This window comes from Streptomyces sp. NPDC005181, from assembly GCF_040608395.1.
Lineage (GTDB): Bacteria > Actinomycetota > Actinomycetes > Streptomycetales > Streptomycetaceae > Streptomyces.
Map to the genome: position 1 here is coordinate 155,851 of NZ_JBEXID010000008.1, position 25,787 is coordinate 181,637.

Sequence of the window (25,787 nt, forward strand, 5' to 3'; positions counted from 1 at the left end):
GATTTTCCGGCATAGGGGGACACATAACCCCAAAAGCTGTAGAATAAGGACAGCGCGAGGGGGTAGCCGCCCCCTCCCCACCACGACCTCTTGGAGAACAACATGACCACCGCATCCACGCTCATGCCGATGCCCCCCTACCCCGGGCTGAACATCCTCGAGACCGTCGAGCGTCACGACGTCGACGGCGCCGACGTCCGCAACGCCGCCGACCTCGTCAACCGGGCCATCGACATGGCCTTCGAGGCCGGCGAGTTCTTCCTGCCCAAGGACCGCGAGCACGGCCTGACCCGCGAGCAGTTCACGCAGGTCGCCTGCCACTTCTACCGCTCGCTCTTCGAGACCGCTCTGATCGTCAAGAGCCTGTGGCTGGTGGCCGGCGACGTGCACGTCTACATCGGCCAGATCAGCCGCTGACAATCGCCTCATATATGCCGCAACTCTCGTATGTCCATCGACCTCTTGGAGACCCGCATGTCCATCAGCCTTCAAAGACCGCTCCGCAGCTGGCTCGTCGTCTTCCACGACGACCCCTACGCGATGCGCATCGTCGCCGTCCACCCGGCCCCCGGCGACGACGACAACGACGAGCTGCGCACCGAGCTGTACGTCGCGAACCTGGCCTCGTTCTACGTCGACGCGCCGTCCGCCGGCCAGGCCCGGCTCACCGCCCGGCAGCTGCACGACGTCGAGCGCATCCGCACCGCCTGCGCCCGCCTGCGCGCCGACCGGTCGCAGGGCCGCACGGCCGCGCCGCGCACCTGCAACGCGCCCCGCGGCCACCAGGCTCTCGCCCGCGCCTCCCGCGACGTCGCCCTGACCCGGGCTGCCGCAAAGCGCGCCGACGAGATCGTCACGACCGCGCTGCGCGCCGGATACCGGCACCGGCCTCTGCGTCAGCGCCACCTGACGTACGAACAGTTCGTCGACCACCTGACGGCCAACGCCGCAGCTGCCCTCTACCGGCACGCCGCACTGGTGGCCGCAGGCCGCACCGAGGAGGCCGTGGCCATCCTCGTCAACGCACTGGGCCACGCCGCCACCACCCACTGACCCGCCCTCAACCCACCCCTGGGCCGGGCCCCGCAGCTGCGGGAGCCCGGCCCCTTCCATGCCCGGAGGAACACACCGTGACCGACACCGACCAGCCGCAGCAGCCCGCCGACACCGCATCCCGCCTGATCGACACCCGGGTGTGCATCGACGACATGCTCGGCCCCTACGACGCCAAGCTGAACCCCAACAACCGTTGGAACGGCTGGCTCTTCCCGAACTTCACCCTCGACACAGTCCGCAAGATCGCCGCCGTCACGCAGGGCGCGGCCGACGAGTACGGCCACGACGTCACCGACACCATCCACGTCATCGACGGCGGCATCGACCATGAGGGCGAGCCGCGCGCGGTCGTCCTGCACGTCAGCTGGCAGTGGTTCGACGAGGGCTCCCAGACGACCGCCTCGATCATTCAGCCCAACGACGAGGGCCTGTACAGCGTCGGCGGCGGGGCGTGGACCTGGCACTTCGCGACCTGGACGTGCACCTGCGGTGGCGAAGAGGAATGGCACGTGACCCACTGCGAATGCGGCCTGCCCCGCCCCGAAGACGCCGCCGTCGACGAGGCCGCCCCCGACACCGCGACCATCACAAACGCCTGACTTCACCTCACCCACTGGGCCGGGCCCCGCACCTGCGGGCGCCCGGCCCCTTCCACACCCGGAGTACCCCATGGGAACCAGAGCAGTTGTCGCCCGCCCCACGCCGCAGGGCTTCACCGGACGCATCTTCCTCAACGACGGAGTGCCCAGCACCGCCGTGTGTGTGCTGCGCGGCTTCGTCCTGAACGTCCAGGAGGGCGACGTCTAGGCCGCAGCCCGCGTGCGCATCGACGCCCACCCCGGCGGCTGGATCGACATCCCGGACCCGGACCACCGCGGCCGGTGCCTGTGCCACGACGCCCCGCCCATCAACGGTCGCCATCCGTGCCGACGACCTGTTGCCGGCCGGCGGAACTTACCGCCAACTCTCCCTGGACCGAGGTGACGCCCGAGCCGACGCTGTCGAAGCCGCCGCAGACCGGGCCCGCCAGCGATTCGGGGTGGAGGTCGTACGCCCAGCCGCCCGGGCTACTGCAACCGCAGTCAGAATCTGATCCCGGCGAGGGGCTGATCTCGCCAGGAGATTCTTCGTGTGCTGGTGGTACACGATCCGCACCGCTGTTGACCATCGAAAACGGCTACCTTGGTGATCTCGGCCCGGCAATGGGCAGGATCTTGGGGCAACTGAGGGTTCGGTGTCGGTTGCAACCCAGCCAAGGTAGGGACCGCATGGCCTGCTCGCCGAAGTATCTCCAGGCGTGCATCGTCGGGGATGTTCCGGTGCGGGCGTTCGCCCCAAGCGGGCGGGAAGTGCGCGTAGGTGCTGACAACGACCCGTGTCCGTCAGAGGCGGCCGCAACACCTCAGGCCGACGGTCAGTGGGCGCCGTGCCGTCGGTGGTGGTGCAGGCGCTGTTTCTGGTCAACCGTCTTCTGGCCGACGGAGGCTGGGCTGTCGGCTTCAGCTGGGGGGCGCAGTCCGGCCAGAGTGACCGTGACGAGCCTTAGGGTCGCGGCCTCGGAGGGCAGGCTGCCGGCTGCGCCGAGGGCGTGGAGGCAGTAGTCGGCGAGTTCGTCGGGCGCGACATCGTCCCGCAGGTCGCCGGCCTTGACGCCCTCGGCCAGCAAGTCGCTGATGAGTTCTCTGAGTTGCTGGTGCGCCCGGGCGACGTGCTTGCCTTGATGCAGGAGTGCCGCGACCTCGGTGCCGTGGTGTCCGTGCCGCCCGTGGGTCATGAGCGCGTATGCCGTCAGCACGGCTTCGAGCCTCTCGCCCTCACTGTCGGATTGGTCTCTCACGGCGGTGAGGTGTTCGAGGTGTCCGGCGATCTGACGTTCGTGCCAGGCGGTCAGGATGGATTCGACGTCCGGGAAGTACTTGTACAGCGTCGCCCGTCCGATGCCGGTCTCCTGGGCGATTCGCGACATCGTCACGGAGAGCAGACCGTGCTCGGCCACCAGCGCCGCGGCGGCGTCCAGGGTCGCTTCGCGCACTGTGTGGCGGTGTGCCTCGATCGTCTCGCTCCAGAGCTTCGGCATCCCCCAAATATACGCGACGACGGTTCCATGACAGTACGGCTTGACAGAGACAGTCTGTTTCGCAAAAGGTGACCGTCATGAAGGGCTCGGTAACCACGCGCGACAGCGGAGGACACACCAATGGCTGACTTTTCCCCTGCTCCCCATTCAGGCGACGGGACGGACGCGGGGAGGCCGGGTCCCACCCCGGCCACGGGTAGGCCGCGATGGGTGATCGTGTTCGCCGTCGTCGCTGTCGCCTTGGTCCTAGCGTTCGTGATCATGCACGTGGCCGGCGGTGGTATGGGGGGCCATCACTGATGGCCATGACGCCGCGCCCGCGCAAGGTCGCGCTCACCGCGCACATCACGGCCTCGGTGGGCTGGCTCGGTGCGGTCGCCGTCTTTCTGGCGCTCGCCGTCGCGGGCCTGACCAGCCAGGATGCCCAGACGGCACGGTCCGCGTATGTCGCGATGGACCTGACCGGCTGGTTCGTCATCGTCCCGCTGTGCTTCGCTTCGCTGCTGACCGGGGTTGTCTCGTCCCTGGGTACTACCTGGGGCCTGGTCCGCTACTACTGGGTCGTGGTGAAACTCGTGATCACAGCCCTGTCCACCATCGTCCTTTTGGTCCACATGCAGCCGGTCAGTTACATCGCCGGTATAGCGGCGGGAGCGGACTGGCCCAGTGGTGAACTCGACGGTTTGAGGACCCAGCTCGTGATCCAGTCCGGTGCTGCTGTACTGGTGCTCCTCGTTGCGACGGCACTGTCGGTGTACAAGCCGCAGGGTCGGACCCGCTACGGGCAGCGCAAGCAGTACGAGCAGCGCACCTCGTCACAGGCCACGGACGCAACCGCGCCCACCCGGGCCCCGGCCCCGGGCAACGCAACCGCGGCCTGATCTCTTGGTGTCCGGAGGGCGGAACGCCCGACTCCGCCAGGGCAACGTCGTTGCCCTGGCGGAGCCTTTCGCTTGTGTGGATCAGTGGCTGTCGCCGGCGGCGACCGTGAACCGCTTGGTGAAGGTCTTGCCGCCGTTCCGCGACTCGTACACGCCGTTCTGGGTGGCGGCCAGGATGTGCTCGGCGTCCACCGCCGTGAGCGCCTGGGCCTGTCCGCCGGGCACCGTGCCCGCCTTCTGCCAGGTGGCGCCACCGTCGGTGCTCCGGTTGAGCCCGCCCGAGTCGTCGATTCCGTACAGCGTGCCGGGCTTTGGCCACGAGAGGAAGGCCATCGCCGGCTGCTGGCCTGCGGCGAAGGTTCTTCCGCCGTCGGTGCTCTTCGCGATGCCGTCGGCGGTGGTGGCCAACATGGTGTCCGGGCCGTCGGGGCTGACGGCGATGTCCAGTGCCTGGAGGTGGGCCCGGTCGTCCCAGGCGGCTCCGTCCTTGCTGACGCGCAGCAGGGCGTTGGTGCTGTCGTAGCCGTAAATGGTGTTGTGAACGTAGCTGAGGGCGTGGAAGTCGGCCTCGCCGGCCAGCGAGCGGGTCTTCCAGGTCTTCCCCGAATCGGTGCTCTCGATCAGCCCACGGTCGCTGGGGCCGGTGCCGAGGGCGGGTTGTCCGCTGGCCAGGAACGTCTTGGCCTTGACCACGGTGAAGCCTATGAAATCGTCCTTGCTCCTGCCGACCCGCACGGCTTCGCCACCCTTGCCCGTGGTGAAGATCCCGTCGTGGGCGGCTACGTACAACTGCTGATCGGCTGGGTCGAGGCCGAGCCCATGCACATGCCTGATCGCGGCGGGGGACGTCTCCGGCGCGGCGGCGGAGGAGTCCGCGCTGTTGTCGCCGCAGGCGGCGAGCAGCAGGGCGTTGGCCGCAATGGCTCCCACCACCGCCACGCGGCGGTGCAGCGGCCGGTTGAGGGCATGCTTGAAGGCGGTCATGTCTGTGCACCTCGTGCGATCGATTCTGAATGAGCAGATGGGCAGGCGTCTGGCGGGCAGCCCTGAAGGGCGCACCCTGCGCAGGAAGACCGGCCTAGATCCGCAGAATCGACAGTTGTGCGAGATCGGGCCCCCTGGGCGGCGGAGGGTTCGGACTTACGGCTGCGAGAACTCCGGTGACGAGCTTGGCGAACCAGTCGCGTCGACCCACGAAGACTGCGCGCAGCAGCGCGGCCAGAGCCCACGTGCCGAGGACCGCCAGGCACAGCGAGGCCATGTCCATGGCCGTACCGGGCTCATCCGACGATACGGCGGCGCTGGTCAGCGCCGGGCCGCCATACGGGTTCGTGGCTGGCAGGTCATGGAGCGGGCCCGTATCCGTGCCAGCATCCGCCTGACGTCCGTGCCCGGACATTTCGCCCAAGCCGACCATGTGCGTGGAGGAGGACGTCCCCGCGCCGGAGCCCTCGGCGGGGTGACCGACGGTGTGCATGATGAACACGCCGAGTGCCAGCATCGCGACAAACAAGAGGCGTGCTGCCACGCCCACTACTCGTGCGTACTGCTGCATCGCGCTTACCTCCGCCGCCGACCATAACCGAGAGGTAAGGGCCTATGCCCTGGGGGCTGATCGGCTCCTGGCTGCGGCCGTCGCCGTGTCTGGTCGACGGCCGCCCCCTCTCGTACGGACATCCCTTCGAACGCCGTCCGAGTCGCACTCTTCGCACCATCACCGCGATCACCAAGGAATCATTGATGCATGATAAGGAAAACCCTGGCCGAGGACGGTAAGGCGAACGACTACGCGACAACGGACGTCCGCGGGGGCGTGCGTGCGTGGTTGCGGGGGCCGGAGGTGTTCTGACGGCGGTGCCGCAGCAGCATCCGCGGCAGACGATGACGGTGGGCCGGGCTCTCCTGAACACTGATCCGTCCCCGAATGCCACCATCAGATTACGGCGAGGCCGACTCGCCATAATGTGACTTTGAGTGCCCACGACGATACTTTGTGTGCATGATCAGCATGGCGCCGCTCTCCCCGGCTCATCGTCGCCTCAGGGACTGCGGCGTGCTCGTCGTGCTGGTCTGGGTGTCCTTCCACCTCCTGGGCTGCATGCACAGCCACGGTCCGGCGTTCGAGAGCCAACACCATCAGCTGACCACGCTGTCCATGGGTGCCGCTGCGGTGGCCGCGCCTGACAGCGGGGCCACGGCCTCCTCTCCGGAACACGTGCCGTGCTGCCCCGAGACGGGCGACCACACGATGGACCGGATCCGTCCCGACGCCCCGTCCCCACCGGCACTCGGCGGCGCCCTCTCGGTGGGCGCCCGGCCCGACGCGCCCGCCGCCGCACTGGCCGGTGCCGGGGCCGCCCGGGCCCCGGACCAGGGTGCCCTGGGCGGACGCTGCATTCTCACAACCCTGTGTGTGGCGCGGACCTGACCGGTCCCGCACAGCCGCCTTCCGTCACGCTGTCCGGCGACGCCGGACGGGTCCTGGGCGCCTGTGTGTCCGCGCCCTGATCCGCCAATGCCCCGAGCTTGCTGATTCCGGCCGGGGCGAGGAGCCGTGACACCTTCATGAACCCCCTTGCGTACAACCCTGCCCCCACCTCGGCCCACGGCCCGTCTGGCCTGGTTGGCCACACCCCGGTCCTGTGGATCGCAGAACCCTTCGCCAGCGCCGACCACGGTTTCTGGGCCAAGCTCGAAGGCGCCAACCCCGGCGGCATCAAGGACCGCCCCGGCCTGCACATGGTGGCCAGGGCCCGAGCCCGGGGCGACCTGGCCGACACTGCGCCGATCATCGAATCCTCCAGCGGCACTCTCGGGCTGGGCCTGGCCCTGGCTGGCATCACCTTCGGACACCTGGTGACCGTGGTCACCGATCCCGGCCTCGAACCCTCGATCCGCCGGGCCTTGACCGCCTACGGCGCCCGCGTGGAACTTGTCACCGCAGCCCACCCCGTCGGAGGCTGGCAGCAGGCCCGGCGCGAGAAGGTGGCCGAACTGATGGCCCAACAGCCGGGCGCGTGGTGTCCGGACCAGTACAACAACCCTGACAACGCCGCCGCCTACGCCCCACTGGCCGCCGAACTCATCGCCCAGCTGGGCCGCATCGATGTCCTGGTCGCCTCCGTCGGCACCGGCGGTCACTCGGCGGGAATCTCAGCCGCGCTGCGGCGGACGTTCCCCGACCTGGCCCTGATCGGGGTGGATGCGACCGGCTCGACGATCTTCGGACAGCCCGCGCGGCAGCGCCTCATGCGGGGACTCGGCTCCAGCATCCACCCGGGCAACGTCGCCTACGACGCATTCGCCGAGGTCCACTGGGTCGCACCCGCCGAAGCGGTGTGGGCATGCCGTGCCCTGGCACGCCGCCACTACGCCTCGGGCGGCTGGAGCGTGGGAGCGGTCGCACTGGTCGCCGGATGGGCTGCCCGCACCTGGCCGCCCGGAACCCGAATCGCCGCGATCTTCCCCGACGGACCCCACCGCTACCTCGACACGATCTACAACGACGGCTGGTGCCGCGGACACAACCTGCTCGGCACACCGCCCCCCATCGAGCCGGAGGAGATCAAAGAGCCCGGCGAGCGGGCGGTGACGTCCTGGACGCGCTGCACCACGGTTACCGACCCGGCCCCGGCCGCCGCCCGAGCCGTCCTGGCAGGTGCCCGGTGAGGCGGCTGCGCTCCCAGGTGCGCTCCTTCGATCCCAGTATCCGCCTGCTGATGGTCAACCAGTTCGGCATCAACCTCGGCTTCTACATGCTCATGCCCTACCTCGCCGACCACCTCGCCCACGGCCTCGGCCTCGCCGCGTGGGCAGTCGGCCTGGTACTGGGCGTACGCAACCTCTCCCAGCAGGGCATGTTCTGGCTGGGCGGAACCCTGGCCGACCGGATCGGCTACAAGCCGATGATCCTTACCGGATGCGTCCTGCGGACCGCGGCGTTCGCACTGCTGGCCTTCGCCGATACCCTGCCCGCCCTGATCATCGCCTCCGCGGCCACCGGGTTCGCCGGGGCACTGTTCAACCCGGCGGTACGCGCCTACCTCGCGGACGGGGCCGGGGCGCGGCGGGTGGAGGCGTTCGCCTGCTTCAACGTCTTCTACCAGGCAGGCATCCTGCTCGGCCCGCTCGCCGGACTGGCCCTGCTCACCTTCGACTTCCGCATGGTGTGCGCGGTCTCGGCCGTCATCTTCGCGGCCCTGGCAATCGTGCAGACCCGCGCTCTCCCAGCGCGGCGCCCGGCACCGGATCCGCAGCGCACGAGCGGGTGGCGGGGGATCGCCGCGGACTGGCGGACGATTGGCCGCAACCGGCCCTTCGTACTGTTCTCCGCCGCGATGGCCGGCTCCTATCTGCTGGCTTTCCAGACCTACCTCGCCCTGCCGCTGCAGGCCCGCGCTCTCTTCGGTGACGGCAACGGCACCGCGATGGGTGCGGTCTTCGCCGTCTCCGCCTTGGTTGCGGTCGCGGGCCAGCTGCGGCTGACCAACTGGGCAAGGAATCGCCTGGATCCGCCGAAGGCCATCGCGATCGGCCTGGCTGTCATGGGTGCGGCGTTCCTGCCGCTGCTGCCCGGTCCTCACCAGTCCGCCCACGGTTTCGCCGCGGTGCTCGGGCTCGCGGGCCTGGTGGTCTGCGCGGCGCTGCTGGCGGCGGGCTCCGCGCTGCTGTACCCGTTCGAGATGGACACCCTGGTCCGACTCTCGGGCGAGCGCCTGGTCGCGACCTACTACGGCGCCTACAGCACCGTGGGCGGCATTGCCGTCGCCGGCGGCAACCTCGCCGTGGGCGCCCTGTTCGACCTCGCTGCCAGCGCGCATGCCCCCTGGCTGCCGTGGACGGCACTGACCGCACTCGGACTCGCCTGCGCCGCAGCCTTGACAGGGCTTCGCCGCACCGGCCATCTGCGACCCGCTCCGGCCGCAGCACCGGCACCGGCTGCGGCGTGAGACCACTGGCCGGGCGTTGGCCTCATGCGTGGGGTGCGCGCCCGGTCAGCGGGTGGTCCGCCACGTCGAGCGCCTCCGCGACGAGCGGCGCAGATGCCTGTCCGTCATAGATCACCCGGCTGTCCTCCTTGCGGGTGGTCACCAGCCCCGATTTGCGATGGCCTTCGAGATCGCCTCCGCCAGCCTGATCGTCGAACTCCGCGTCATCCGCGCCTTGCTGATAGGCCGGCAGTTCACCATCGCGGAGTTCCTCGGCGGCCCTCACCGTGATTGTCGTCCTGGCGGTGCTGTTCCGGCTGTACTTGCGCGACAAACTCCTGCGCAAGGCACGCGAGCAGGCCGAACGCGTACTTACCGGCTCCACGGAGGGCCACGCCGCGATGGACATGTGCGTGAAGGTTCCTTCGCCCGCCGCCTGCTGTCACGCCAGGGCTTCAGGCTCCGCATGGTGGGCGGCTCCCCCGGCACCGGCCACGACCTCAACGGACACGCCGACGCCCAGACCCATCAGACGCGGCACGGTGCTGAGAGACGGGACGACAAGGGACACCCCGGCGACCGCCGGTGGCCGGCGGACCCTCCACCTGGGGGTGTAGGCCGGCTTTCCACCCTCAGGCCGATCCCTGCGCAGTCCCGCCGGTGCTGTACTGGCCCCATGAGCCCAATGTTGCCGCGTGTCCTGCCGAGTCCGGACGGTAAACCGTTGCCACCGCAGGAAACAGCGGAGGCGTTCCGGGCCTTCGCGCGGGACCTGGCAGCAGGCCGACGTCTTTGGGCTGCCGCGGAAGCCGGTTTCTTTGGCAGGCTGTTCGACGAGCTCGCCGCAGACTGGGACACCGCTCAAGCCACCGGCCGCGACGACCCGTTGCGTGACGCCCTCGACCGCGGCGGCCCGCTGCTTGACGGCCCTTGCTTGGAAGTCGGTTCCGGAACAGGCCAGTTCACCCCGCTCCTCATCTCTGCCTTCCCTGCCGTGATGAGTATCGACCTGTCCCAGCAGATGCTTCGCCAGGCGGCCGGACGCTCCCCGGCGCGTGTACGGGCCGATGCCAGCGCCCTGCCCGTGGCCGACGCGTCGCTCGCTGCTGTTGCCGCCATCGACATGCTTCTGTTCCCTGCTGAGACCGCCCGGGTGCTTGCCCCGGGCGGCGTGCTGCTGTGGATCAACCAGCTCGGCCAGGACGGGCCGCTGTACTTGCCGGCGGAGGAGGTCGTCGACGCACTGCCCGGCTGCTGGATGGCGGTGGGGGCCGAAGCGGGGTGGGGGAGCTGGGCCGTCCTGAGACGCGGCTGATCCGCCTCCGCACCGACAGCCGCCACAGCGCACGGTTGGCCGGTAGCAGCCCGAACAATCAGGCGCCCTCCGGCGTTGACGGTCGCCCCGATGACGGTGTCACCGGGCCGGACTTCCAAGGGCACCGATTCCCCGGTGATCCGGTGCTGGTAGGTCTCCACGTCGATCCGGCCGTGCAGGCGCAGGCCGACACACCACCGCTCAGCGTCTTCCATGGCCGCCCGCCGCCCCCGAAGGCGTGCCAGGGGCGGGCAGCGGCTCTCGCTCGGCGTGATCCGGCGCACGACGTCGTAGGCCATCGCGGCCAAGAGCAGGATGCCGATCAGGATCGCCGTCAGCGCGTACATCGCAGGCCCCCCTGCCGGTACCAGTGCGGGGAGTCACCGGAACGGCTTGTGGTTGTGCGCGTCGCGCTTCTCGGCCATGTCGTCGTGACCGTGCATCTCGTCGCCGCCGTGCATACCGCGCATCATGAAGAACATCATCAGCGGGCAGGCGAACACGACCAGGAGGACGGCGAGGGTGCCGATGGGCACGCCGAGCGCCAGTGCACCGACCAGGGCGATGGCCAGCGCGATCGCATACAGGCCGTAGTTCTTGTTGCTGTTCATGGCCGGTCCTCACTACTTCCTGGGAGAACGTCCGGGCTGGCTGGGGGGACCGGAGGAGCGCAGGGCGGCGAGACACCGCTGGTACTCCTCGTCGTCGATGTCGCCGCGGGCGAACCGCTCGGCGAGCAGTTGCTCGGGCGCGGGCCAGGTGTAGGGGTGGGTGTGCTCGGGGGCGCGGTTCAAAGCGCGGAAGAGCAAGACGGCGGAGGTGATGATCAGGGCCCAGAACAAGATCATGCTGGCCGACATGGCGAACCAGCCCCACCCGCTGACATCGTGGTCATACCAGAACATCATCGCCACTCACACCTTCCCGGCTTCCGAGGCCGCGGGCAGAAGGCTCGCAACACCACAGGCGTGTTCTACTGCCACGGTCGCGTCTGCCGGGGCGCTCGGCACAGGGCCGTTCGGTCCCCTCCGGGGCCCGTTCAGCCCTTACCTGGTAGGGGTAGGCGGGCTGACGATGAGCCTGGGTGATGCCGTAGGAGGGACGGTCTGCCATGGAAGCCGTCGATGTTGCCGTTGTCACGCTGGCCGTCGTGCTGATCGCCGGTCTTGGCTGGTTCTTCTTCGGCCCGCGCCGGGCCCGCAGCGCGCGGCTGGAAGGCAGGGTGCAACGAGTCGAGGTGACCGTCCGAGGCGGCTACAGCCCCGACGTCATCCGGGTCCGCCAGGGCATCCCGCTGGAGCTGGTCTTCGACCGGCAGGAGAGCGGGGAGTGCACCAACCGGGTCGTCTTCCCGGACCTGCGCGTCAGCGCCGGCCTTCCCGCCTATGCGCGCACCACCGTGCGGGTCGATCCGCCCAAGGCGGGGATCTTCGGGTTCGCCTGCGGAATGAACATGATCCACGGCACCCTGCTCGTCGAACCCGCCGAGGACTTCGCGACGGCGCCGTCCGTACCGGGCAAGCACGGCGGCGCGAGCACGGTTCCGGCCCCGGCCGCCGTTGCGCCCCCGGCCGACGATGAGTGGGGGGCGGCCGAGGCGGAGGCCGCGGAAGCCACCGAGCGGCAGGCGGAGATCAAGGACCTGACCCGCCGGGTAGCCGTCGGCGCGATCCTCACCGCACCGGTGCTGTTCGCCGTGATGGCCCACGAACTCTTTGGCGCCGACTGGGTACCGGGCTGGATGCTCAACCACTGGTTCCAACTGGCCTTGATCACACCGGTCATGTTCTACACCGGGTGGCCGATCCACTCGACGGGTTGGCTGACCCTTCGCCACCGCGGCGCGGACATGAACTCCCTGATCACGCTCGGCACGTCGGCCGCGTACGGCTACAGCCTGCTGGTCACCCTCGCACCCTTGCTGCTGCCCGAGGACGTGCGCGAGGTGTACTACGAGGCCGTCGGGGTGATCCTCACCCTGATCCTCCTCGGCAGGTTGCTGGAGGCGCGCGCCAAGGCCGGCACTGGCGAAGCCATCCGAGCACTGCTCGGGCTGCAAGCCCGTACGGCTAGGGTGATCCGCGACGGGGCCGAGACCGAGATTCCGGTGGAAGACCTCGCGGTCGGCGATGAGGTGGTCATCCGGCCTGGGGAGAAGGTGCCGGTCGACGCGGAGGTGCTGTCCGGTTCCTCGGCTGTGGACGAGTCGATGGTGACCGGGGAGCCGATGCCGGTCACCAAACGCGCGGAGGACACAGTCATCGGTGCGACCGTGAACGGCACCGGGTCCTTGCGGGTACGAGCGGCCAAGGTGGGCGCCGACACGATGCTGGCCCAGATCATCCGCCTCGTGCAGCAGGCCCAGGCGTCCAAGGCGCCGATCCAGCGGCTGGCAGACGCGGTCTCCGCTTACTTCGTGCCCGCGGTCATCGCCATCGCGATCGCCGCCTTCGCGCTCTGGTACACCCTCGGGCCCGCCCCGGCGCTCACCCTCGCGCTGGTCTCCGCGGTCGCGGTACTGATCATCGCCTGCCCGTGTGCGTTGGGCCTGGCCACCCCGCTGTCCATCGTGGTCGGCACCGGCAAGGGCGCGCAGGCCGGCATCCTGATCCGCTCCGCCGAAGCCCTGGAGACCGCGCACAAGCTCGACACCGTCGTCCTGGACAAGACCGGCACGGTCACCGCGGGCAAACCCGTCCTGACCGACGTCCACGCGGCCCAAGGCTTCACCGAGGCCGAGTTGCTGTCGCTGGTGGCGGCGGCCGAGGCCGACAGCGAACACCCGCTGGCAGGCGCGATCGTCACCGGCGCCCGGGACCGGAAACTCACCGTCCCCATCGCGAGCAGCTTCGACTCGGTCACCGGCAAGGGCGTCCAGGCCACCGTCACCGACCGCGCCGTGCTGGTCGGCACCTCGCGCCTTCTCGCGGACGTAGGTATCGACACGAGCGCACTGACTCCGGTCGAGGCGGAGCTGTCCGCCCAGGGCAAGACCCCTGTGCTCGCCGCTGTCGACGGCCGGGCGGCCGGAGTCCTCGCCGTCGCCGACACGGTCAAGGACGACTCGGCCCAGGCCATCGCCGCCCTGCACCGGCTCGGCATCGAGACGGTCATCATCACCGGAGACAACCCCCGCACCGCCGCAGCCATCGCCTCCCAAGTCGGGGTAGAGCGGGTTCTGGCCGAGGTACTGCCCGAACACAAGGCCGACGAGATCCGCCGCCTTCAAGCCGAAGCCCGCACCGTCGCCATGGTCGGCGACGGCATCAATGACGCCCCCGCACTGGCCGCCGCGGACGTCGGCCTCGCCATCGGCACAGGTACCGACGTCGCCATCGAAGCCGCAGACATCACCCTTATCTCCGGCTCCCTGTCCGGCGTCGTCACCGCCATCCGGCTCTCCCGCGCGACCATGCGCAACATCCGGCAGAACCTGTTTTTCGCTCTGATCTACAACGCCGTCGGTGTCCCGCTCGCCGCAGGCGCCCTGTACCCGCTCTGGGGCATCCGCCTCAGCCCGATCATCGCCGCCGCCGCGATGGCCCTGTCCTCTCTATCGGTCGTCACCAACTCCTCCCGCCTGCGTCGGTGGCACCCCGCACCCCTGCCGTTCACCGCACCGGCCACGGTCGAGCCCCGGGTCGAATCCGCGGCCGACCGCACTGAGCCCCATCCGGAACCCACGCACCATCACGGGCACGGGCACGGGCACGGCGACCACACCACCGTGGTCGACCCGGTGTGCGGCATGCGCCTGGACCCGGCAACCGCCCCGGAGCGACGCCAGACCGCCGCCGACACCCTCTTTTTCTGCTCCGCCGACTGCGCCGCGGTCTACGACGCCGACCCGGGGCGCTACGCCGCACCGACATGTGGCGGAGCGCACGAAGGAGATGATGCCCAGTGACCACCGCTCCCGCTCCGAGCGACCACTCCACCGATGCCGCGCGCCACGGCTATGCGGATCACAAGGCCGACCACCTTGCCCGGCTGCACAAGATCGAGGGACAGGTGCGCGGAGTGATCCGCATGGTCGACGACGACCGTTACTGCACCGACGTCCTCACCCAGATTGCCGCCACCACCCGGGCCCTCCAAGAGGTGGCCCTCGGCCTGCTCGACGACCACGTACGCCACTGCGTCCAGGACGCCGTGCAAGCCGATCCGGCCCAGGGCGAGTCAAAGTACGCCGAACTCACAACCGCCCTTCGCCGCACCCTCCGGCTGTGACAGGGGGCAGGCCGGGACCGCCGCAGAGGGGCGGCTAGGATCACGGCATGGTCACGGCCTGGTCGTCGCCCAGAACACCGCGGGCCCGCATTTCGGCGGGTCCGCTGCACGTGCTGTGGCTGGCCGCTCTCCTGTTCGGCATCCTGTTCACCCACGATGCCAGCGCACACAGCGCCCCCAGCCACCCCGCGGCCAGCATCGCATCGCCCTCGGCACATGCGCACGGCGGGCAGGGCAGCACGGCTGAAGAGCAGCGTCACGACGACGACCAGGAGACGTCCCACCCGGCTGCCGAGTGCGCGTCCGGACAGCCCCAGCAGACCTCCGGAGCTGTCGGCCCCTCGCTCACCCCGATCAATGGGCAGACCCCCTGCTACCGGGTCGTGGCAGGGAAGTCGGATCCGCCCGTGAACCAGTCCGCCCTGCCACCGTTGCGAAGTTCAACGGGCTCCGTGATCCAGCAGGTCTAGATTCCGGCATTCCCCCCGGATTCCCCTGTCCCACGCCGTCCGCGCCTCGCCCTTGCCCTTGCGCGCCGTAACGCGCCCTGCGACACGACAGTCGCCCGCGGCCGGCCACATCCCGGAGCCGTAAGGAACAGCCGCCTTGTCCACCTCGCAACTCATAGACCCCCCTGTCCTCACCGAAGAGTCCCCCGCCCTCAAGGGCGGCCGGGCCGCCGCGCGCAAAGCCCGTGCCCGCCGCGCCCGAAAGAGCTCCCTGGCCGCGCGCTACCTCGGATACGTCGGCTACTTCGTCGGCGCCGGCCTGATCAGCGGAGCCGTGGTCCACCATCCGCTCGACCCGGCCCGCTACACGAGGATCGCCCTCTACGGCGTGCTGGTCTTCCTCGCCGCGACCATCCTCAACGACATCGTCCTCGCCTCTCACCGGCCGCGCCTGCCGCGCATGCTCGTGCTGATCGGCGCCTCCCTGCTGCTCTCATTCGGCATCGGCATGCTCAGCGGCGGCCTCCAGCACTTCGACGACTTCCCGTCGCGCGGCGCCGTCCTCGTACCTCTCGGCATGATCGTGTCCTTCATCGCGTTCGTCATCAAGGACGCGGAAACGCCCTGGCAACGCATCTTCAGCCTGATGGGACTCGCCGTGCTCCTTGCCGCGCTCGTCAGCTTCATCGGCCTGCGACAGGTAGCGGTCTCCATCGAAGAACCGGCGGAGGGCGGCGGGCACAGCCACGGAAGCGCGGAGGAGCCCGAAGAAGACACGCACAGCCCGCACGATCAGGACGAGACTCCTCCCTCGCAGGACGCGCCGCCCCCCAGCCCCTCCCCGACAGCGGACAACGGCACCTCCCCGGAGCCCGGTCACAACGACGGCCACAGCCACTGACCCGGCCGACAGGAAAACTCTTGATGCGGATACCGGCACGCGATCCCGGCCGGTGTCGTCGGGTGGCAGGGCGCAATGACGAGCGCCCCGCCACCCTGGTTGATCAGCCCACGTTCAGGGTGAGGGCCGCGGTGTGGAGTGTGCCGGCGGTCTGGAACTGCAGGAACAGCCGCCAATCGCCGGGCTTGGACAGCTCGGCATGGAAGGACAGACTCGGCCCGCCCTGGCTGCCCGAGACTTCCGTCTCGGGGTGGAGGTGGGCGAGGGCCTGGTCGTCGGCGTGGAACGCTGTGAGGTGGGCGTACGTGTCCAGGTACGGCTGCAGGTCGCTCACAGGCTTGCCGTCCTTGGCGATGGTCACAGTCAGCGGGTGCGCCATACCCGCCATGGGCCGACCGGAGACGGTGACGGTGTAGCCGTCAACCGTGGCGGTGTCGGATGCTTTCGGCAGAGCAGTGTCGGAAGCGGTGCCGGGGACAGTCGCCGCGGTACTCAGGACGAAATCCTCGCCCTTCCCCGGACCGCCCGCCGGGGTGAAGGACGCGTACATGCGCCAGGTCCCGGACTTCAGCGCGGCCAGGGGAGCACTCCAGGTGCCATCGGCAGCCATGGTCGGGTGGACGTGCTGAAAACCGGTCAGGTCGCTGCGGATGGCGTAGAAGTGCAGACGCTTGGTCTGCTCGACGCTGAAGCGGGTCACCGGCTTCCCGTCGGGGCCGGTGATCGTGAACCGGTAGTCGGCCGCCTTGCCTACGGGAAGGGCAGGGGACGTGGTGCTCAGGCGGTAGCCGTCTTTCTGCACCGCCAGGCCGTCGTCGGACGCCATGTCCTTCATGGCGTCCATGTCGTGACCTCCACCGGCCGGAGCGGACGGTGCAGTCGGGGAGGCAGAAGCCTTGGCCCCGTGGTTCATGCCGGGCATGGAGTCGTCGCTGGAGTTGCCGCAGGCAGCCAGGGCTACAGCGAGCACGGCGGAGGCTCCGACCGCCGTGAGGCCACGGCGAAGGGAACGGGGACGAAGGTGTGCGGACATAAGGGTGCGGTCTTTCTGGGAACCGCGGCCGCCGAGCGGCGCGCGAAGGTGAGCAGGACGACATGGCCGGCCCCCGGGCGGGGGGCAGGCACGGCCTGGTCACGTTCGCGCGACACACACCTGAAGCAGCAGAGGACGACCACCTGGGGGTCCGCGCCGACGTACGGCGGACAGCCCGATTGCACGGCCGGTCAGCATCCACATCGCAGACGTCCCCACCAGGGCGGAGACGGCAAGAGCGGGCAGCAGGACCTGGCTGTAGGCAGGCGTGGACAAACACGTCGCGTGCTCGGCGGAATCCGCCCCGCCCCCGTGCGCCACGGGAGCAGCAGAGGCATCAACGGCGGCGACCGCTGCTGTGCCCGTACCGTGATGGGCCATCGGCACGGCAACCGCCATACCTGCCGAAGGCGCGGTACCCGCCGCCTCGCCGCCGTGGCAGCCGCCCGCAGCAGTGGTCGGGCTGCCGTGCATGAGGAACAGGCCAGTGAGCAGCGCACACACCGCAAGCAACCGGGCCAAAGCCCGGTTGCTCCTCCAGGTGCCGTTCACTGCCACTGGCTCCTTCTCGACTCACATCGCTCGATTCGCGCGCTTTCAACGCTGGCTCCGACGATACCCGCCCAGAACCCCTTCGCGACTTCGACGCAATCCGCGACGTCCAGTCCCGCACCAAGGCGACTGGAAGAGCCGAAGCCCTGTCAATTCTGGTGCGGGAGATCGACTATGGGGTGGGCTCGGCCGATCTTGCGACGGCCGGGAGGAGACGCAATTAGCATGTGGGCTTCGCCACAGAGCCGAACGGAGATAGCGACACGATGCGCTGCTGTCATGCGACACCCAGAACGCTGTCAGCCACGTCGTAAAGCGACGCGACCTGCTCGGGACACGGTCTCTGCGGAACAACCTGGGGGCTGGGCCCGAACGTCGTGGTCTCCTGCGGCGATGCTCTGCGGCAGGGCGACGTGGTGGACCAGGCGATGCGGGAGCGCACGGCGCTCATCGAGGAGCGCGACCAGATCGTCGGGTACCTCGCGGCGGTCGAGGCGTACGGCGAGGCGATGGCGCTCGCCGACCGGCTCATGACCGGGGCAAAGGCCGTCTGACCTGGGGTTTCGCGGGAAAAAATGCTTGACCCCTACCACTTGGCGGCTAGAATAAGGGCAGTGGGAGGGGAAAGCCCCCCTACACCCTGAGAGGAACTGCACATGTGCGAGCAGCCGACCATCTCGACCGCTTCCGCCGAGGGCGGGAGCTGGACGATGAAGGTCCGCCACGAGGGCGAGACGACGATCCCCGAGGTGTGGCGCTTCGGCGTGAAGCTGAGCATGACGACGCTGACCACCGACGGCGACGTCACCGTTCAGCCGGCCTACCCCCGGTGCGGGCGGCGGGCGACTCCGCCGCCCAAGATATGCCACACCAATCGACCGAACCGCACCGGAAAGGCAATCCATGTACCGACCCGGCCAGCGCATCGCACTCGTCGCCACCGCCGACCCCCACACCGACCTCCGCCCCGGCGACGAGGGCACCGTCCGCTCCTACGACACCCGCCTCCAGCAGCTCAAAGTCACCTGGGACAGCGGCTCCAGACTCTCGATGCTCCTCGACGACGGCGACGAGGTCAGCGTCCTGACCTGACCCACCCCGCCCCGCACACCCGGCCCTCGACATTCACCTCGACCTACCGAACCTCGAAGCCGCCGCCCGCGTGCTCATCGACGACCACCCGGGCGCCTGGATCGATGTCCCGGACCCGGACTGCCGCGGCCGGTGCCTGTGCCACGACGCCCCGCCCAGCAACGGCGCCGCCTCGACGGAGCCCACGACCGAGCAGACCGCCTCGGAAGCCGAATACGTCTACATCCTGCACCCGGAGCGCCTCGCGGTTCTGGCCCCCGGCGACGACGGCTGGGAGGAGATCCGCTCCACCCCCTGGTCGAGCGACTGACCCCACTCACCCCCGACCCCCTCTTCGGCGCCCCGCCTCCCGGCCGCATCCCGGCCCGGGTGGCGGGGCGCCGTCACACCCACACCTCGAGGAGCACCCGATGGACCAGCTCGACCTGTTCGCCGAAGTCGAGGAGATCCCGGCGACGTTCACCGCCCGTCCCCTCCCGCCCCGCCCGGCCGCTGTACCCGCACCCCGCCCGGCGCCGGCGCCGCGCCCGGTCGCCGCGGCCGCCACCGAGCCCGACGCCCTGTTCGCAGACCCGCGCCCCGAGCTGCCCGCCGTGCAGACGCCCATCCCCGTCCGTCGCGGCGTCACGCCGCTGCTGATCGGCAACCCCCGCGACGCCGGGCAGCGCCTCGGTGAGGCCGTCGCCGAGACCTGGCACGCCTCCAACTGGGGCGGGTACCGCATGGACATCCCCGTCAGCATCGTCGCCGCCCTGGCCCTGTTCCCCATCAAGGGGCACACCGCCGACGTCACCCGCATCATCAGCACCTGCACCGACTGGGAGCTCCTGCAGGGCTACCGCGAGATCTACGCGGCGACCTGGTCCAGTCGCCCCGACCTCGGCGCCCGCATGGCCCCGCTGATGAGCTGGCTCACCGAGGACGGCGTGGAGGAGAAGGCGTACGCGGTCCGCCGGGTCACCGACACGGCGCTGCGGTACGGCGTGCTGGAGATGACGGGCGATCCTGACCCCGCCAACCGGGCCGACACTGACCTGATGTCGTGGATCATCACCTCGCTGCGCTCGCACGGCGCACGGCAGGGCATGGGCGAGTACCACACGCCGCCTGAGCTTTGCGACCTGATGGCCGGGATGACCATCGGCACCGTGCCTCCGCGCGCGGGCTCCTGGTTTCACGAGCCAGCCGGCGGCACCGGCGGGATGTTCCGCGCGCTCGCCCAGGAGCTGCGCTACATCGACCTTGACCCGGCCGACTACAAGTGGGCGATCAACGACCTCGACCCGCTCGCGGCCGCCGGCGCGGCCGTCAACGCGATCGTGTGGGGCCTGGGCCCGAACGTCGTCGTCTCCTGCGGCGATGCTCTGCACCAGGGCGACGTGGTGGACCAGGCGCTGCGGGAGCGCACGGCGCTCATCGAGGAGCGGAACCAGATCGTCGGGTACCTCGCGACGGTCGAGGCGTTCGACGAGGCCATCAGGCTCGCCGACCGGCTCATGACCGGAGCAAACGCCGTCTGACCTGGGGTTTCTCCGAAAAAAGTTCTTGACCCCACGGCTGCGTTGCTAGAATAAGGGTGATGGGCAGGGGGAAGCGCCCCCTGCCTCAACGCGAGGAGAACTGAACATGAGCGAGCAGTCGGCTTGCACGACCGAGAACTGCCAGTGCGGTTGGAGCGTGAGAGTGCGACGCGAGGGTGACACCTCGATCGCCGAGGTCTGGGCCTTCGGCGCGAAGCTGAGCGAGACGACGCTGAACACCGACGGCGTCGTCACCGTTCGCCAGGCGTGATCTGAGTGCGGACGGCGGAATGCGATTCCGCCGTCCGCCCCCAGATGTGCCACACCATTCGACCGAACCGCAGTTCAATGCATAGGAAAGGCAACCCATGTACCGAGCCGGCCAGCGCATCGCACTCGTCGCCACCGCCGACCCCCACACCGAGCTCCGCCCCGGTGACGAGGGCACCGTCCGCTCCTTCGACACCCGCCTTCAGCAGCTCAAAGTCACCTGGGACAGCGGCTCCAGACTCTCGATGCTCCTCGACGACGGCGACGAGGTCAGCGTCCTGAGCTGACCCCACCCCCCGGCCCCGCGCACACGGCCCCGCCCACCTGGGCGGGGCCTTCGCACAGCACCACCCGACCTCTTGGAGAACCCCATGCAGCTCGCAGCCACGGCCCTCGACATTCACCTCGACTTCTCGCTCCTCGAAGCCGCCGCCCGCAAGTCCGCCACCCGCGCCCGCGCCCTCGTCAACCGCGCCGTCTGCGACGACCAGGAGAACGCCCTCGGCGTCGCCGCCTTCCAGTTCGACTCCGCCGCCAAGTTCCTCAACCGCGGCGACACCGACAAGGCCCGCGACGCCCTCCGCGCCGCCTGCAGCTACGCCGGCTGCGAGGAAGCAGCCGCCCCCCAGCTCGCAGCCGCCGCCCGCACCCTCCTGGACAGCCTCCCGGCCTGACCCGAGCCAGCCCCGCCCCACCAGGGGCGGGGCCCCAACCAGCCAGCACCACCGACCTCTTGGAGAACACCGTGCAACTCGCACCCTCAGCCCTTCACGCCACCGCCGAAGACCTCGCCACGCGCCTCGGCTGGCAGCTCGACGGGCTCGACTACGACGGCATCGTCCACCTCCAGGGCGACCTGGAACGCCAGATCGGCATGCGCCTCATCAACAACGGCAGCACCGTCCAGCTGTGGGCCACCGGCGGCACCCAGCCCACCGACCAGCCCGCCGACGGCATCGCCCCGCTGCCGTTCTGCCACCGCTACAACACCGCCGTCCACATCGGCGCCCTCACCGAGGACCAGGACCCCGGGGTCGTCCTCTACAACACCGTCAGGGACGACCTGCTGCCCGTCTTCGACGCCAAGCCGTACTACGTCGGCCACCGGCCCTGGGAGCCCGACATCGCACCCGCCGTCGAGCCGGACGCCGAGGAGGCGACCCCGCCCGCCGCCGGCGCCGACGAACAGCCCGCACCCGCACCCGAGCCCCAGACCCCGGCCGATCAGCCCGCACCGCAGCCCCAGCCGGAGCCGGAGCCCGAGGCCAAGCCCGCCGCCAAGCGGACCCGCCGCACCAAGGCCGACCCCGCCGCCGAACCCAAGCCGCGCCCCACCCGCAAGCGCACCACCACCAAGCCCGCCCCCGCGGCCGCCGCCGAACCCAAGCCGCGCGCCGCCCGCAAGCGCACCACCGCCAAGCCGAAGCCCGCCACCTCCTGACCACCCCGCCCGGCCGCCCGCCCACCACAGCGGGCGGCCGGACCCAACCGGCAAGGACACCCATGGCTCCCAAGCCCGAAACCCAGCCCGAGCCCGAAACCCCGGCCGACCCCACACTCGACAACTGCCCCGACTGCTCCGCCCGGCCCGGCCGCTTCCACCTCCACGGCTGCGACGTCGCCCGCTGCGCCGTCACCGGCCTGCAGCGCGCCGGATGCGTACACGGCAGCGACGTCTGCAACACCCGCTGGACCGGCCAGTGGCCCGGCGAAGCCGAGTGCATGGAGTACGGCTTCGTCCTCAAGTTCGGCGACGACCCCGTCCGCGAACAGGTCCCGGACCTCAACCGTCTCTACCGCGAATGCGACTGGGACCGCGACCTGCAGCGCATGGTCCGCCGCACCACCTCCTGACCCGCACCCGGGCCGCCCACCACACCAGGTGGGCGGCCCGACCTGTACCTGCGGCCCCGACCCAACAGCCGGGCCACCCACCCCGGAAGGAACAAGCCCCATGTACCTAGTGACATACGACACCGGCCTCAAGGCCTACGCCGTCGCGCCGGAAAGCGCCTTCGACCTGAACGCCGAGACGTCCCTCGCCGTTGAGAGCGCCGCCTTCACCTGGCGCTCCGACGTCGAAGCCTTCCTACGCCCCGGAGAGCAGGACCTCGAGCAGATCGCTTCGATCACGAAGCAGCTCATCGAGCTCGGGCACACCGTCATGGCCGCCCAGAAGCATCGGTTCGAGGACACCAAGCAAACCGGCCCCGCCGCAACGCCCGACCCCGAGCGCAGCGAGCGCGAGGCGGCCGAGGCGATGACCGGCCTCCTGGTCGACCTCGGCATCAACGCCGAGACCATCAACACCGGCGGCAACTGCTGGGCCACCTCCATCACCCTCACCCCGTTCGCCCGCCTGGAGCTCGCCGACGCTCCCGGCGAGCTGTGGTCCTGGTGCCTCTACCAGCACGGCGGCGACCAGGTCCTCTGCGGCCACTGGGACAGCGCCCACGACCACACCGTTGCGGGCAAGGCCCGAGCCCTCATCCACGCCATGGGCTCGATCGTCGCCTGACCGGCACCCCTCACCCCGCGGCCCGGCCAACCGGCCGGGCCGCACCCATCAGGAAGGAACCCAGCAGTGAACCGCGAGAACTGGAAACCAGTCATCGCCCTGGAGCACAACGCCGGCCGCCACGTCGCCTACAACGGCGCCCACACCACCGCCTACGGCGCCCACACCGCCCCCACCGGCGAGTTCTTCTACTACACCCTCGCCCTGCACCTCGACCCCGACCAGGCGGCCGCCACCATCGCCGACCTCCCCGTGGCCCTCATCCTCACCGGAGACATGGAACACGGCCTCCTGCCTCTCACCACCGACACCACCGAATGGCACATCACCGAAGCCTTCTGCCGCCTCGGCATCCTCCCGCCCGCCACCGAGCTGGCACCCAACCCCACCACCGCCCCGCACGACTTCACGGTCGCCCGCAAGCGGTACCTCCTCGACGCACTCCTCCTGTCCCGCCGCAACGACGTCGTCGGCGCCCAGCAGTACATCGCCGACATGCAGACCATCCGCACCGGCCTCGTCTCCGGCGGACTCCCGTCAGTCCGGATCCACGACAACCTCGACCCGGGCGGCTACAGCTGGACCCAGGCCAAGGTCACCATCGACGAAGACCCCCACCGGCTCGGCCCCTACGACGCCGAGATCAGCGACCACCGCTGGATGGGCCGCTTCCTCATCCCGCGCTTCACCGCCGACGTCGCGCAGCAACTGGCACAGGACACCGCCAACTGGGAATCGCGGGTGTTCTGGCGCGACGGATACGCGGAGGTCCGCGTCGAGAACGGCGGCCCCAACGGCGCGCCGTGGATCGAACTCTGCCTTCCCGACGAAGACGGCCTCTTCCACATCGGCGGCAACTCCTGGACCTGGCAGGCCTACGCCGCCATCGACACCGAGTCGCACTGACCCGGCACCGTCACAACCCCGGCCCCACGGCCTGACCGCAAGCCCCCGGGGGCGGCGACCGCCGCCCCCGGCCCGGCCGACCAGGAAGGGGCCACCTATGCCAGTCATCCCGCTCGACTCCCCCGGCACACCGCGGCGTGCACCGAGCCTGCATCGCCTACATTGAGGCATCCCGACTACGGAGGACGTCGATGACAGCAGTCGGTTCAGACGCGGCCGCGGCCGTACGGGTCATGCGCGCGGTACCTGCTGATGCCACCTGGCTGACCACGCTGTCTCAACAGATGCCGATGCACCGGATCCGGTGCAGCCTCGGCGACGACGTCCGCGCGGCGCTGCAGGCCCTCAGGCGCCCCGACATCCGCTTCACCGACCCGGACCTCGCCGACGCTCACCGTCATCTCGTCAACGCGCTCATCCACCTGGTCGACGAGTTCGACGGAACCTACGCCCCCGACTCTCCTGGGCCGGTGACGTACACCGAGGTCCCGCCGGAGTGGAAGCGAATCGACCGCAACCGATACGACCAGGCCCTGCGTGACCTCTCGCGAGCCCGCGATACCGTGCTGGACCGCTACGAGGAGCTGATGACCACCATGAGCAGCACTGGCAACATGCCAAGCCCCCAAGACCCGGCCCCCGCGCAGGGATTCACCGTCTCCTCCGGGGACCACTCCCCGATCAACTTGAACGCGGCCCACGCGACCAACGGTGCCACTGCCTCCGCCGGCACCAACCAGCCAACTGCGAGTAGCCCATCCGTCCCCTGGTACCGCAGCAATCTTTTCTACACCGCGATCTCAGCCATAGGCACCGTCGGCGCCACCGTCATCGCGTACTTCGCGCTGGTGAAGTGAACTGGTTCACCCGCCGAGACCTCCAGCCACTGGACCGGCTGGAGCAAGGCGTCCTGGACGCCTCGGCACCACTCGCCGGCCTGTTGCGCCACGCCCTGATCATCGGTGGCCACGCCTCCTCACAACCGCTGCAAACGTGGGCACTTCGCGAGCTTCAGGGCTATGGCAACCTCCCCGAGACCGATTTCCCTGACTACCGAAGAATCCGGGCGCCGATCCGGGCCGACTCCCATACGGCGTTCCGGCAATACCTGGCAGAGACCATCAGCGCCCTCCACCTTCCGGACTTCACGCACGGCAAGATCACGGAGAACATAACCGTCCCCTTCGGGGTCGGCCAGTTGGAGAACCTGATCTCCCAGACCGCACCCGGGGAACCGGTGCGGCTCAGTCTTCCCGGCGCCGCAGAGCTCCGAACACTGATGGCCGCCATGGACCAGTACCACAGCCGCGGCCTCGTCATCGATGAGCTCTACTGGGCAGTCTCGCCCGTCGTGCTCCAGGACATCGTCGACCAGGTCCGCACCCGCCTTACTCAGTTCGTCGCCGAGCTCCGCTCGACCATGCCAACCGGAGTTCGCCAGCCCACACCAGAGCAGGTCCACCGGGCCGTGCAGAACATCAACATCACCGCTGGCGACAACTCACCCGTCACAGTCACCGCTCCCATGGCCTACGCCGAATCCGGCTCCACAGCGAGGGCCGCGACGGGTACAACAGAACGGAGGCGATGGTGGCCATGGCGCCGCTACTGAGGTTTGATGCGTGATGTCGCTGGGTCGACGTCTTGAACTGCGAAGACGAGGGTTCGCCGCGCGGCATCATGCGAAGATCACCAGTAACGGGCTCTCCCGCATTGGTCGTGAGGCGTGTTGGCCTGGCTCCTGATGGAAGGGCCCGCTTCGCGGAGCTGCGCTAGTGCTGCTCCGCGGAAGTTCGTAGAGGTCGTGATCTTGCGGGCGGGGGTCCACTAACTGGCATCATGTCGCCATGGCAGCGGACGAGGTGGCGCAGTACGGGGCGGGCGAGACAGCGCTGATCGTTAGGGTCTCCGAGGCGGAGCCTGTCGTGGGCGGCTGGCGTGAACGGTTCGATGGGTCGGTGGGGGCCGGGGTCCCAGCGCATGTGTCGTTGCTCTACCCGTTTCTGCACCAGGACCGCATTGATGAGCAAGTCTTGGGCGTCCTGAGTGAACTGTTCGG

At 69.6% G+C, this 25,787-nt stretch carries 33 protein-coding genes and 1 pseudogene; 27 read left to right on the top strand and 7 right to left on the bottom strand.

The genetic code is table 11. The annotated features are described in order from the left end of the window. Nucleotides 1-102: 102 nt before the first annotated feature. The 4 genes from ABZV38_RS08705 (at nucleotide 103) to ABZV38_RS08720 (ending at nucleotide 1,863) form a co-directional block, all read left to right on the top strand. Complete coding sequence (locus ABZV38_RS08705) at nucleotides 103-417, top strand: hypothetical protein (protein WP_356325995.1); 315 nt, start codon at nucleotides 103-105, stop codon at nucleotides 415-417. A 57-nt stretch (nucleotides 418-474) separates the two neighbouring features. Then, nucleotides 475-1,053 carry a hypothetical protein gene (locus tag ABZV38_RS08710; protein ID WP_356325997.1) on the top strand — a complete coding sequence of 193 codons (579 nt, stop codon included), beginning with the start codon at nucleotides 475-477 and terminating at the stop codon, nucleotides 1,051-1,053. Between the two features lie 77 nt (nucleotides 1,054-1,130). After that, nucleotides 1,131-1,655: a hypothetical protein gene (locus ABZV38_RS08715; RefSeq protein ID WP_356325999.1), complete on the top strand. Its 525-nt coding sequence runs from the start codon at nucleotides 1,131-1,133 to the stop codon at nucleotides 1,653-1,655. 70 nt (nucleotides 1,656-1,725) lie between these two features. Beyond that, nucleotides 1,726-1,863, top strand: coding sequence for a hypothetical protein (locus ABZV38_RS08720; RefSeq protein WP_356326001.1), 138 nt, complete (start codon nucleotides 1,726-1,728; stop codon nucleotides 1,861-1,863). Nucleotides 1,864-2,470: 607 nt separating this feature from the next. Here the strand turns inward: ABZV38_RS08720 and ABZV38_RS08725 are convergent. After that, a complete protein-coding gene (locus tag ABZV38_RS08725) occupies nucleotides 2,471-3,133 on the bottom strand; it encodes a TetR/AcrR family transcriptional regulator (RefSeq protein ID WP_356326003.1) in 663 nt (220 codons plus the stop codon). 305 nt (nucleotides 3,134-3,438) lie between these two features. Between ABZV38_RS08725 and ABZV38_RS08730 the strand changes: the two genes are divergently transcribed. Continuing rightward, the gene (locus ABZV38_RS08730) at nucleotides 3,439-4,014 is read left to right on the top strand and encodes a hypothetical protein (RefSeq protein ID WP_356326005.1); all 576 of its coding nucleotides are present in this window, start codon (nucleotides 3,439-3,441) and stop codon (nucleotides 4,012-4,014) included. Between the two features lie 81 nt (nucleotides 4,015-4,095). Here the strand turns inward: ABZV38_RS08730 and ABZV38_RS08735 are convergent, their stop codons facing one another. Both ABZV38_RS08735 and ABZV38_RS08740 read right to left on the bottom strand, forming a co-directional pair. Continuing rightward, nucleotides 4,096-4,998: a F510_1955 family glycosylhydrolase gene (locus ABZV38_RS08735; protein WP_356326007.1), complete on the bottom strand. Its 903-nt coding sequence runs from the start codon at nucleotides 4,996-4,998 to the stop codon at nucleotides 4,096-4,098. 94 nt (nucleotides 4,999-5,092) lie between these two features. Then, nucleotides 5,093-5,569 carry a hypothetical protein gene (locus ABZV38_RS08740; RefSeq protein ID WP_356326008.1) on the bottom strand — a complete coding sequence of 159 codons (477 nt, stop codon included), beginning with the start codon at nucleotides 5,567-5,569 and terminating at the stop codon, nucleotides 5,093-5,095. A gap of 444 nt (nucleotides 5,570-6,013) precedes the next feature. Between ABZV38_RS08740 and ABZV38_RS08745 the strand changes: the two genes are divergently transcribed. The 3 genes from ABZV38_RS08745 to ABZV38_RS08755 all read left to right on the top strand — a co-directional run bounded on the left by ABZV38_RS08745 (nucleotide 6,014) and on the right by ABZV38_RS08755 (nucleotide 8,963). Beyond that, nucleotides 6,014-6,442: a hypothetical protein gene (locus tag ABZV38_RS08745; protein ID WP_356326010.1), complete on the top strand. Its 429-nt coding sequence runs from the start codon at nucleotides 6,014-6,016 to the stop codon at nucleotides 6,440-6,442. A 137-nt stretch (nucleotides 6,443-6,579) separates the two neighbouring features. Beyond that, complete coding sequence (locus ABZV38_RS08750; protein WP_356326013.1) at nucleotides 6,580-7,683, top strand: PLP-dependent cysteine synthase family protein; 1,104 nt, start codon at nucleotides 6,580-6,582, stop codon at nucleotides 7,681-7,683. Then, a complete protein-coding gene (locus ABZV38_RS08755) occupies nucleotides 7,680-8,963 on the top strand; it encodes an MFS transporter (RefSeq protein WP_356326015.1) in 1,284 nt (427 codons plus the stop codon). Before ABZV38_RS08750 ends, ABZV38_RS08755 begins: the two co-directional genes overlap by 4 nt. 22 nt (nucleotides 8,964-8,985) lie before the next feature. Here the strand turns inward: ABZV38_RS08755 and ABZV38_RS08760 are convergent, their stop codons facing one another. Next, nucleotides 8,986-9,351 carry a hypothetical protein gene (locus ABZV38_RS08760; RefSeq protein ID WP_356326017.1) on the bottom strand — a complete coding sequence of 122 codons (366 nt, stop codon included), beginning with the start codon at nucleotides 9,349-9,351 and terminating at the stop codon, nucleotides 8,986-8,988. A 315-nt stretch (nucleotides 9,352-9,666) separates the two neighbouring features. Between ABZV38_RS08760 and ABZV38_RS08765 the strand changes: the two genes are divergently transcribed. Then, nucleotides 9,667-10,257 (top strand): methyltransferase domain-containing protein, encoded by a 591-nt coding sequence (locus ABZV38_RS08765; protein ID WP_356326019.1) that lies wholly within the window; start codon nucleotides 9,667-9,669, stop codon nucleotides 10,255-10,257. Nucleotides 10,258-10,637: 380 nt separating this feature from the next. On the opposite strand, the gene ABZV38_RS08770 is transcribed toward ABZV38_RS08765, so the two are convergent. Together ABZV38_RS08770 and ABZV38_RS08775 are read right to left on the bottom strand one after the other, a co-directional pair. Continuing rightward, nucleotides 10,638-10,868 carry a DUF2933 domain-containing protein gene (locus ABZV38_RS08770; RefSeq protein ID WP_356326021.1) on the bottom strand — a complete coding sequence of 77 codons (231 nt, stop codon included), beginning with the start codon at nucleotides 10,866-10,868 and terminating at the stop codon, nucleotides 10,638-10,640. Between the two features lie 12 nt (nucleotides 10,869-10,880). Then, on the bottom strand, nucleotides 10,881-11,165 hold the full coding sequence (locus ABZV38_RS08775; protein WP_356326023.1) for an SHOCT domain-containing protein: 285 nt from the start codon (nucleotides 11,163-11,165) through the stop codon (nucleotides 10,881-10,883). A gap of 203 nt (nucleotides 11,166-11,368) precedes the next feature. On the opposite strand from ABZV38_RS08775, the gene ABZV38_RS08780 reads away from it, so the two are divergent. The 4 genes from ABZV38_RS08780 (at nucleotide 11,369) to ABZV38_RS08795 (ending at nucleotide 15,837) form a co-directional block, all read left to right on the top strand. Next, nucleotides 11,369-14,164 carry a heavy metal translocating P-type ATPase gene (locus tag ABZV38_RS08780; RefSeq protein WP_356326025.1) on the top strand — a complete coding sequence of 932 codons (2,796 nt, stop codon included), beginning with the start codon at nucleotides 11,369-11,371 and terminating at the stop codon, nucleotides 14,162-14,164. After that, entirely contained in the window at nucleotides 14,161-14,487 is a 327-nt protein-coding gene (locus ABZV38_RS08785) for a metal-sensitive transcriptional regulator (RefSeq protein ID WP_356326027.1), read from the top strand. The genes ABZV38_RS08780 and ABZV38_RS08785 overlap by 4 nt, the downstream gene beginning before the upstream one ends. A 47-nt stretch (nucleotides 14,488-14,534) precedes the next feature. Further along, complete coding sequence (locus ABZV38_RS08790; RefSeq protein WP_356326029.1) at nucleotides 14,535-14,957, top strand: hypothetical protein; 423 nt, start codon at nucleotides 14,535-14,537, stop codon at nucleotides 14,955-14,957. A 136-nt stretch (nucleotides 14,958-15,093) separates the two neighbouring features. Further along, nucleotides 15,094-15,837, top strand: coding sequence for a hypothetical protein (locus ABZV38_RS08795; RefSeq protein WP_356326031.1), 744 nt, complete (start codon nucleotides 15,094-15,096; stop codon nucleotides 15,835-15,837). 103 nt (nucleotides 15,838-15,940) lie between these two features. Here the strand turns inward: ABZV38_RS08795 and ABZV38_RS08800 are convergent, their stop codons facing one another. Continuing rightward, nucleotides 15,941-16,807: a hypothetical protein gene (locus ABZV38_RS08800; RefSeq protein WP_356326033.1), complete on the bottom strand. Its 867-nt coding sequence runs from the start codon at nucleotides 16,805-16,807 to the stop codon at nucleotides 15,941-15,943. Nucleotides 16,808-17,850: 1,043 nt separating this feature from the next. Between ABZV38_RS08800 and ABZV38_RS08805 the strand changes: the two genes are divergently transcribed. From ABZV38_RS08805 to ABZV38_RS08870, 14 genes and pseudogenes are all read left to right on the top strand, one after another. Then, entirely contained in the window at nucleotides 17,851-17,976 is a 126-nt protein-coding gene (locus tag ABZV38_RS08805) for a hypothetical protein (RefSeq protein WP_356326035.1), read from the top strand. 349 nt (nucleotides 17,977-18,325) lie between these two features. Beyond that, nucleotides 18,326-18,514 (top strand): DUF4314 domain-containing protein, encoded by a 189-nt coding sequence (locus ABZV38_RS08810; protein ID WP_356326037.1) that lies wholly within the window; start codon nucleotides 18,326-18,328, stop codon nucleotides 18,512-18,514. A gap of 70 nt (nucleotides 18,515-18,584) precedes the next feature. Next, nucleotides 18,585-18,824 (top strand): hypothetical protein, encoded by a 240-nt coding sequence (locus tag ABZV38_RS08815; protein WP_356326039.1) that lies wholly within the window; start codon nucleotides 18,585-18,587, stop codon nucleotides 18,822-18,824. Nucleotides 18,825-18,924: 100 nt separating this feature from the next. Further along, nucleotides 18,925-20,034 carry a hypothetical protein gene (locus tag ABZV38_RS08820; RefSeq protein WP_356326041.1) on the top strand — a complete coding sequence of 370 codons (1,110 nt, stop codon included), beginning with the start codon at nucleotides 18,925-18,927 and terminating at the stop codon, nucleotides 20,032-20,034. A 106-nt stretch (nucleotides 20,035-20,140) separates the two neighbouring features. Then, on the top strand, nucleotides 20,141-20,305 hold the full coding sequence (locus ABZV38_RS08825; RefSeq protein ID WP_356326043.1) for a hypothetical protein: 165 nt from the start codon (nucleotides 20,141-20,143) through the stop codon (nucleotides 20,303-20,305). Nucleotides 20,306-20,402: 97 nt separating this feature from the next. Next, nucleotides 20,403-20,591 carry a DUF4314 domain-containing protein gene (locus tag ABZV38_RS08830; protein ID WP_356326045.1) on the top strand — a complete coding sequence of 63 codons (189 nt, stop codon included), beginning with the start codon at nucleotides 20,403-20,405 and terminating at the stop codon, nucleotides 20,589-20,591. An 84-nt stretch (nucleotides 20,592-20,675) separates the two neighbouring features. Then, nucleotides 20,676-20,978: a hypothetical protein gene (locus ABZV38_RS08835; RefSeq protein ID WP_356326047.1), complete on the top strand. Its 303-nt coding sequence runs from the start codon at nucleotides 20,676-20,678 to the stop codon at nucleotides 20,976-20,978. A gap of 71 nt (nucleotides 20,979-21,049) precedes the next feature. Further along, nucleotides 21,050-21,745 (top strand): hypothetical protein, encoded by a 696-nt coding sequence (locus ABZV38_RS08840; RefSeq protein WP_356326049.1) that lies wholly within the window; start codon nucleotides 21,050-21,052, stop codon nucleotides 21,743-21,745. A 62-nt stretch (nucleotides 21,746-21,807) separates the two neighbouring features. After that, the gene (locus tag ABZV38_RS08845; protein WP_356326051.1) at nucleotides 21,808-22,158 is read left to right on the top strand and encodes a hypothetical protein; all 351 of its coding nucleotides are present in this window, start codon (nucleotides 21,808-21,810) and stop codon (nucleotides 22,156-22,158) included. Between the two features lie 100 nt (nucleotides 22,159-22,258). After that, complete coding sequence (locus tag ABZV38_RS08850) at nucleotides 22,259-22,822, top strand: hypothetical protein (protein ID WP_356326052.1); 564 nt, start codon at nucleotides 22,259-22,261, stop codon at nucleotides 22,820-22,822. Nucleotides 22,823-22,888: 66 nt separating this feature from the next. Beyond that, nucleotides 22,889-23,728, top strand: a complete 840-nt coding sequence (locus ABZV38_RS08855) for a hypothetical protein (protein WP_356326054.1) — start codon at nucleotides 22,889-22,891, stop codon at nucleotides 23,726-23,728. A gap of 191 nt (nucleotides 23,729-23,919) precedes the next feature. Next, nucleotides 23,920-24,585, top strand: coding sequence for a hypothetical protein (locus ABZV38_RS08860; protein WP_356326056.1), 666 nt, complete (start codon nucleotides 23,920-23,922; stop codon nucleotides 24,583-24,585). Then, a complete protein-coding gene (locus ABZV38_RS08865) occupies nucleotides 24,582-25,340 on the top strand; it encodes a hypothetical protein (RefSeq protein ID WP_356326058.1) in 759 nt (252 codons plus the stop codon). Before ABZV38_RS08860 ends, ABZV38_RS08865 begins: the two co-directional genes overlap by 4 nt. Before the next feature lie 235 nt (nucleotides 25,341-25,575). Next, a pseudogene (locus ABZV38_RS08870) lies at nucleotides 25,576-25,787 on the top strand (2'-5' RNA ligase family protein); the annotation flags it as partial.

Bases quoted from the DNA above. Each gene is read 5' to 3' on its own strand.
- ABZV38_RS08775 (WP_356326023.1), bottom strand. From the start codon at position 11,165: ATGATGTTCTGGTATGACCACGATGTCAGCGGGTGGGGCTGGTTCGCC.
- ABZV38_RS08820 (WP_356326041.1), top strand. From the start codon at position 18,925: ATGGACCAGCTCGACCTGTTCGCCGAAGTCGAGGAGATCCCGGCGACG.
- ABZV38_RS08825 (WP_356326043.1), top strand. From the start codon at position 20,141: ATGAGCGAGCAGTCGGCTTGCACGACCGAGAACTGCCAGTGCGGTTGG.
- ABZV38_RS08760 (WP_356326017.1), bottom strand. From the start codon at position 9,351: ATGTCCATCGCGGCGTGGCCCTCCGTGGAGCCGGTAAGTACGCGTTCG.
- ABZV38_RS08770 (WP_356326021.1), bottom strand. From the start codon at position 10,868: ATGAACAGCAACAAGAACTACGGCCTGTATGCGATCGCGCTGGCCATC.
- ABZV38_RS08705 (WP_356325995.1), top strand. From the start codon at position 103: ATGACCACCGCATCCACGCTCATGCCGATGCCCCCCTACCCCGGGCTG.
- ABZV38_RS08835 (WP_356326047.1), top strand. From the start codon at position 20,676: ATGCAGCTCGCAGCCACGGCCCTCGACATTCACCTCGACTTCTCGCTC.
- ABZV38_RS08850 (WP_356326052.1), top strand. From the start codon at position 22,259: ATGTACCTAGTGACATACGACACCGGCCTCAAGGCCTACGCCGTCGCG.
- ABZV38_RS08830 (WP_356326045.1), top strand. From the start codon at position 20,403: ATGTACCGAGCCGGCCAGCGCATCGCACTCGTCGCCACCGCCGACCCC.
- ABZV38_RS08845 (WP_356326051.1), top strand. From the start codon at position 21,808: ATGGCTCCCAAGCCCGAAACCCAGCCCGAGCCCGAAACCCCGGCCGAC.
- ABZV38_RS08740 (WP_356326008.1), bottom strand. From the start codon at position 5,569: ATGCAGCAGTACGCACGAGTAGTGGGCGTGGCAGCACGCCTCTTGTTT.
- ABZV38_RS08730 (WP_356326005.1), top strand. From the start codon at position 3,439: ATGACGCCGCGCCCGCGCAAGGTCGCGCTCACCGCGCACATCACGGCC.
- ABZV38_RS08810 (WP_356326037.1), top strand. From the start codon at position 18,326: ATGTACCGACCCGGCCAGCGCATCGCACTCGTCGCCACCGCCGACCCC.
- ABZV38_RS08720 (WP_356326001.1), top strand. From the start codon at position 1,726: ATGGGAACCAGAGCAGTTGTCGCCCGCCCCACGCCGCAGGGCTTCACC.
- ABZV38_RS08805 (WP_356326035.1), top strand. From the start codon at position 17,851: ATGCGGGAGCGCACGGCGCTCATCGAGGAGCGCGACCAGATCGTCGGG.
- ABZV38_RS08725 (WP_356326003.1), bottom strand. From the start codon at position 3,133: ATGCCGAAGCTCTGGAGCGAGACGATCGAGGCACACCGCCACACAGTG.
- ABZV38_RS08860 (WP_356326056.1), top strand. From the start codon at position 23,920: ATGACAGCAGTCGGTTCAGACGCGGCCGCGGCCGTACGGGTCATGCGC.
- ABZV38_RS08790 (WP_356326029.1), top strand. From the start codon at position 14,535: ATGGTCACGGCCTGGTCGTCGCCCAGAACACCGCGGGCCCGCATTTCG.
- ABZV38_RS08735 (WP_356326007.1), bottom strand. From the start codon at position 4,998: ATGACCGCCTTCAAGCATGCCCTCAACCGGCCGCTGCACCGCCGCGTG.
- ABZV38_RS08780 (WP_356326025.1), top strand. From the start codon at position 11,369: ATGGAAGCCGTCGATGTTGCCGTTGTCACGCTGGCCGTCGTGCTGATC.
- ABZV38_RS08745 (WP_356326010.1), top strand. From the start codon at position 6,014: ATGATCAGCATGGCGCCGCTCTCCCCGGCTCATCGTCGCCTCAGGGAC.
- ABZV38_RS08710 (WP_356325997.1), top strand. From the start codon at position 475: ATGTCCATCAGCCTTCAAAGACCGCTCCGCAGCTGGCTCGTCGTCTTC.
- ABZV38_RS08750 (WP_356326013.1), top strand. From the start codon at position 6,580: ATGAACCCCCTTGCGTACAACCCTGCCCCCACCTCGGCCCACGGCCCG.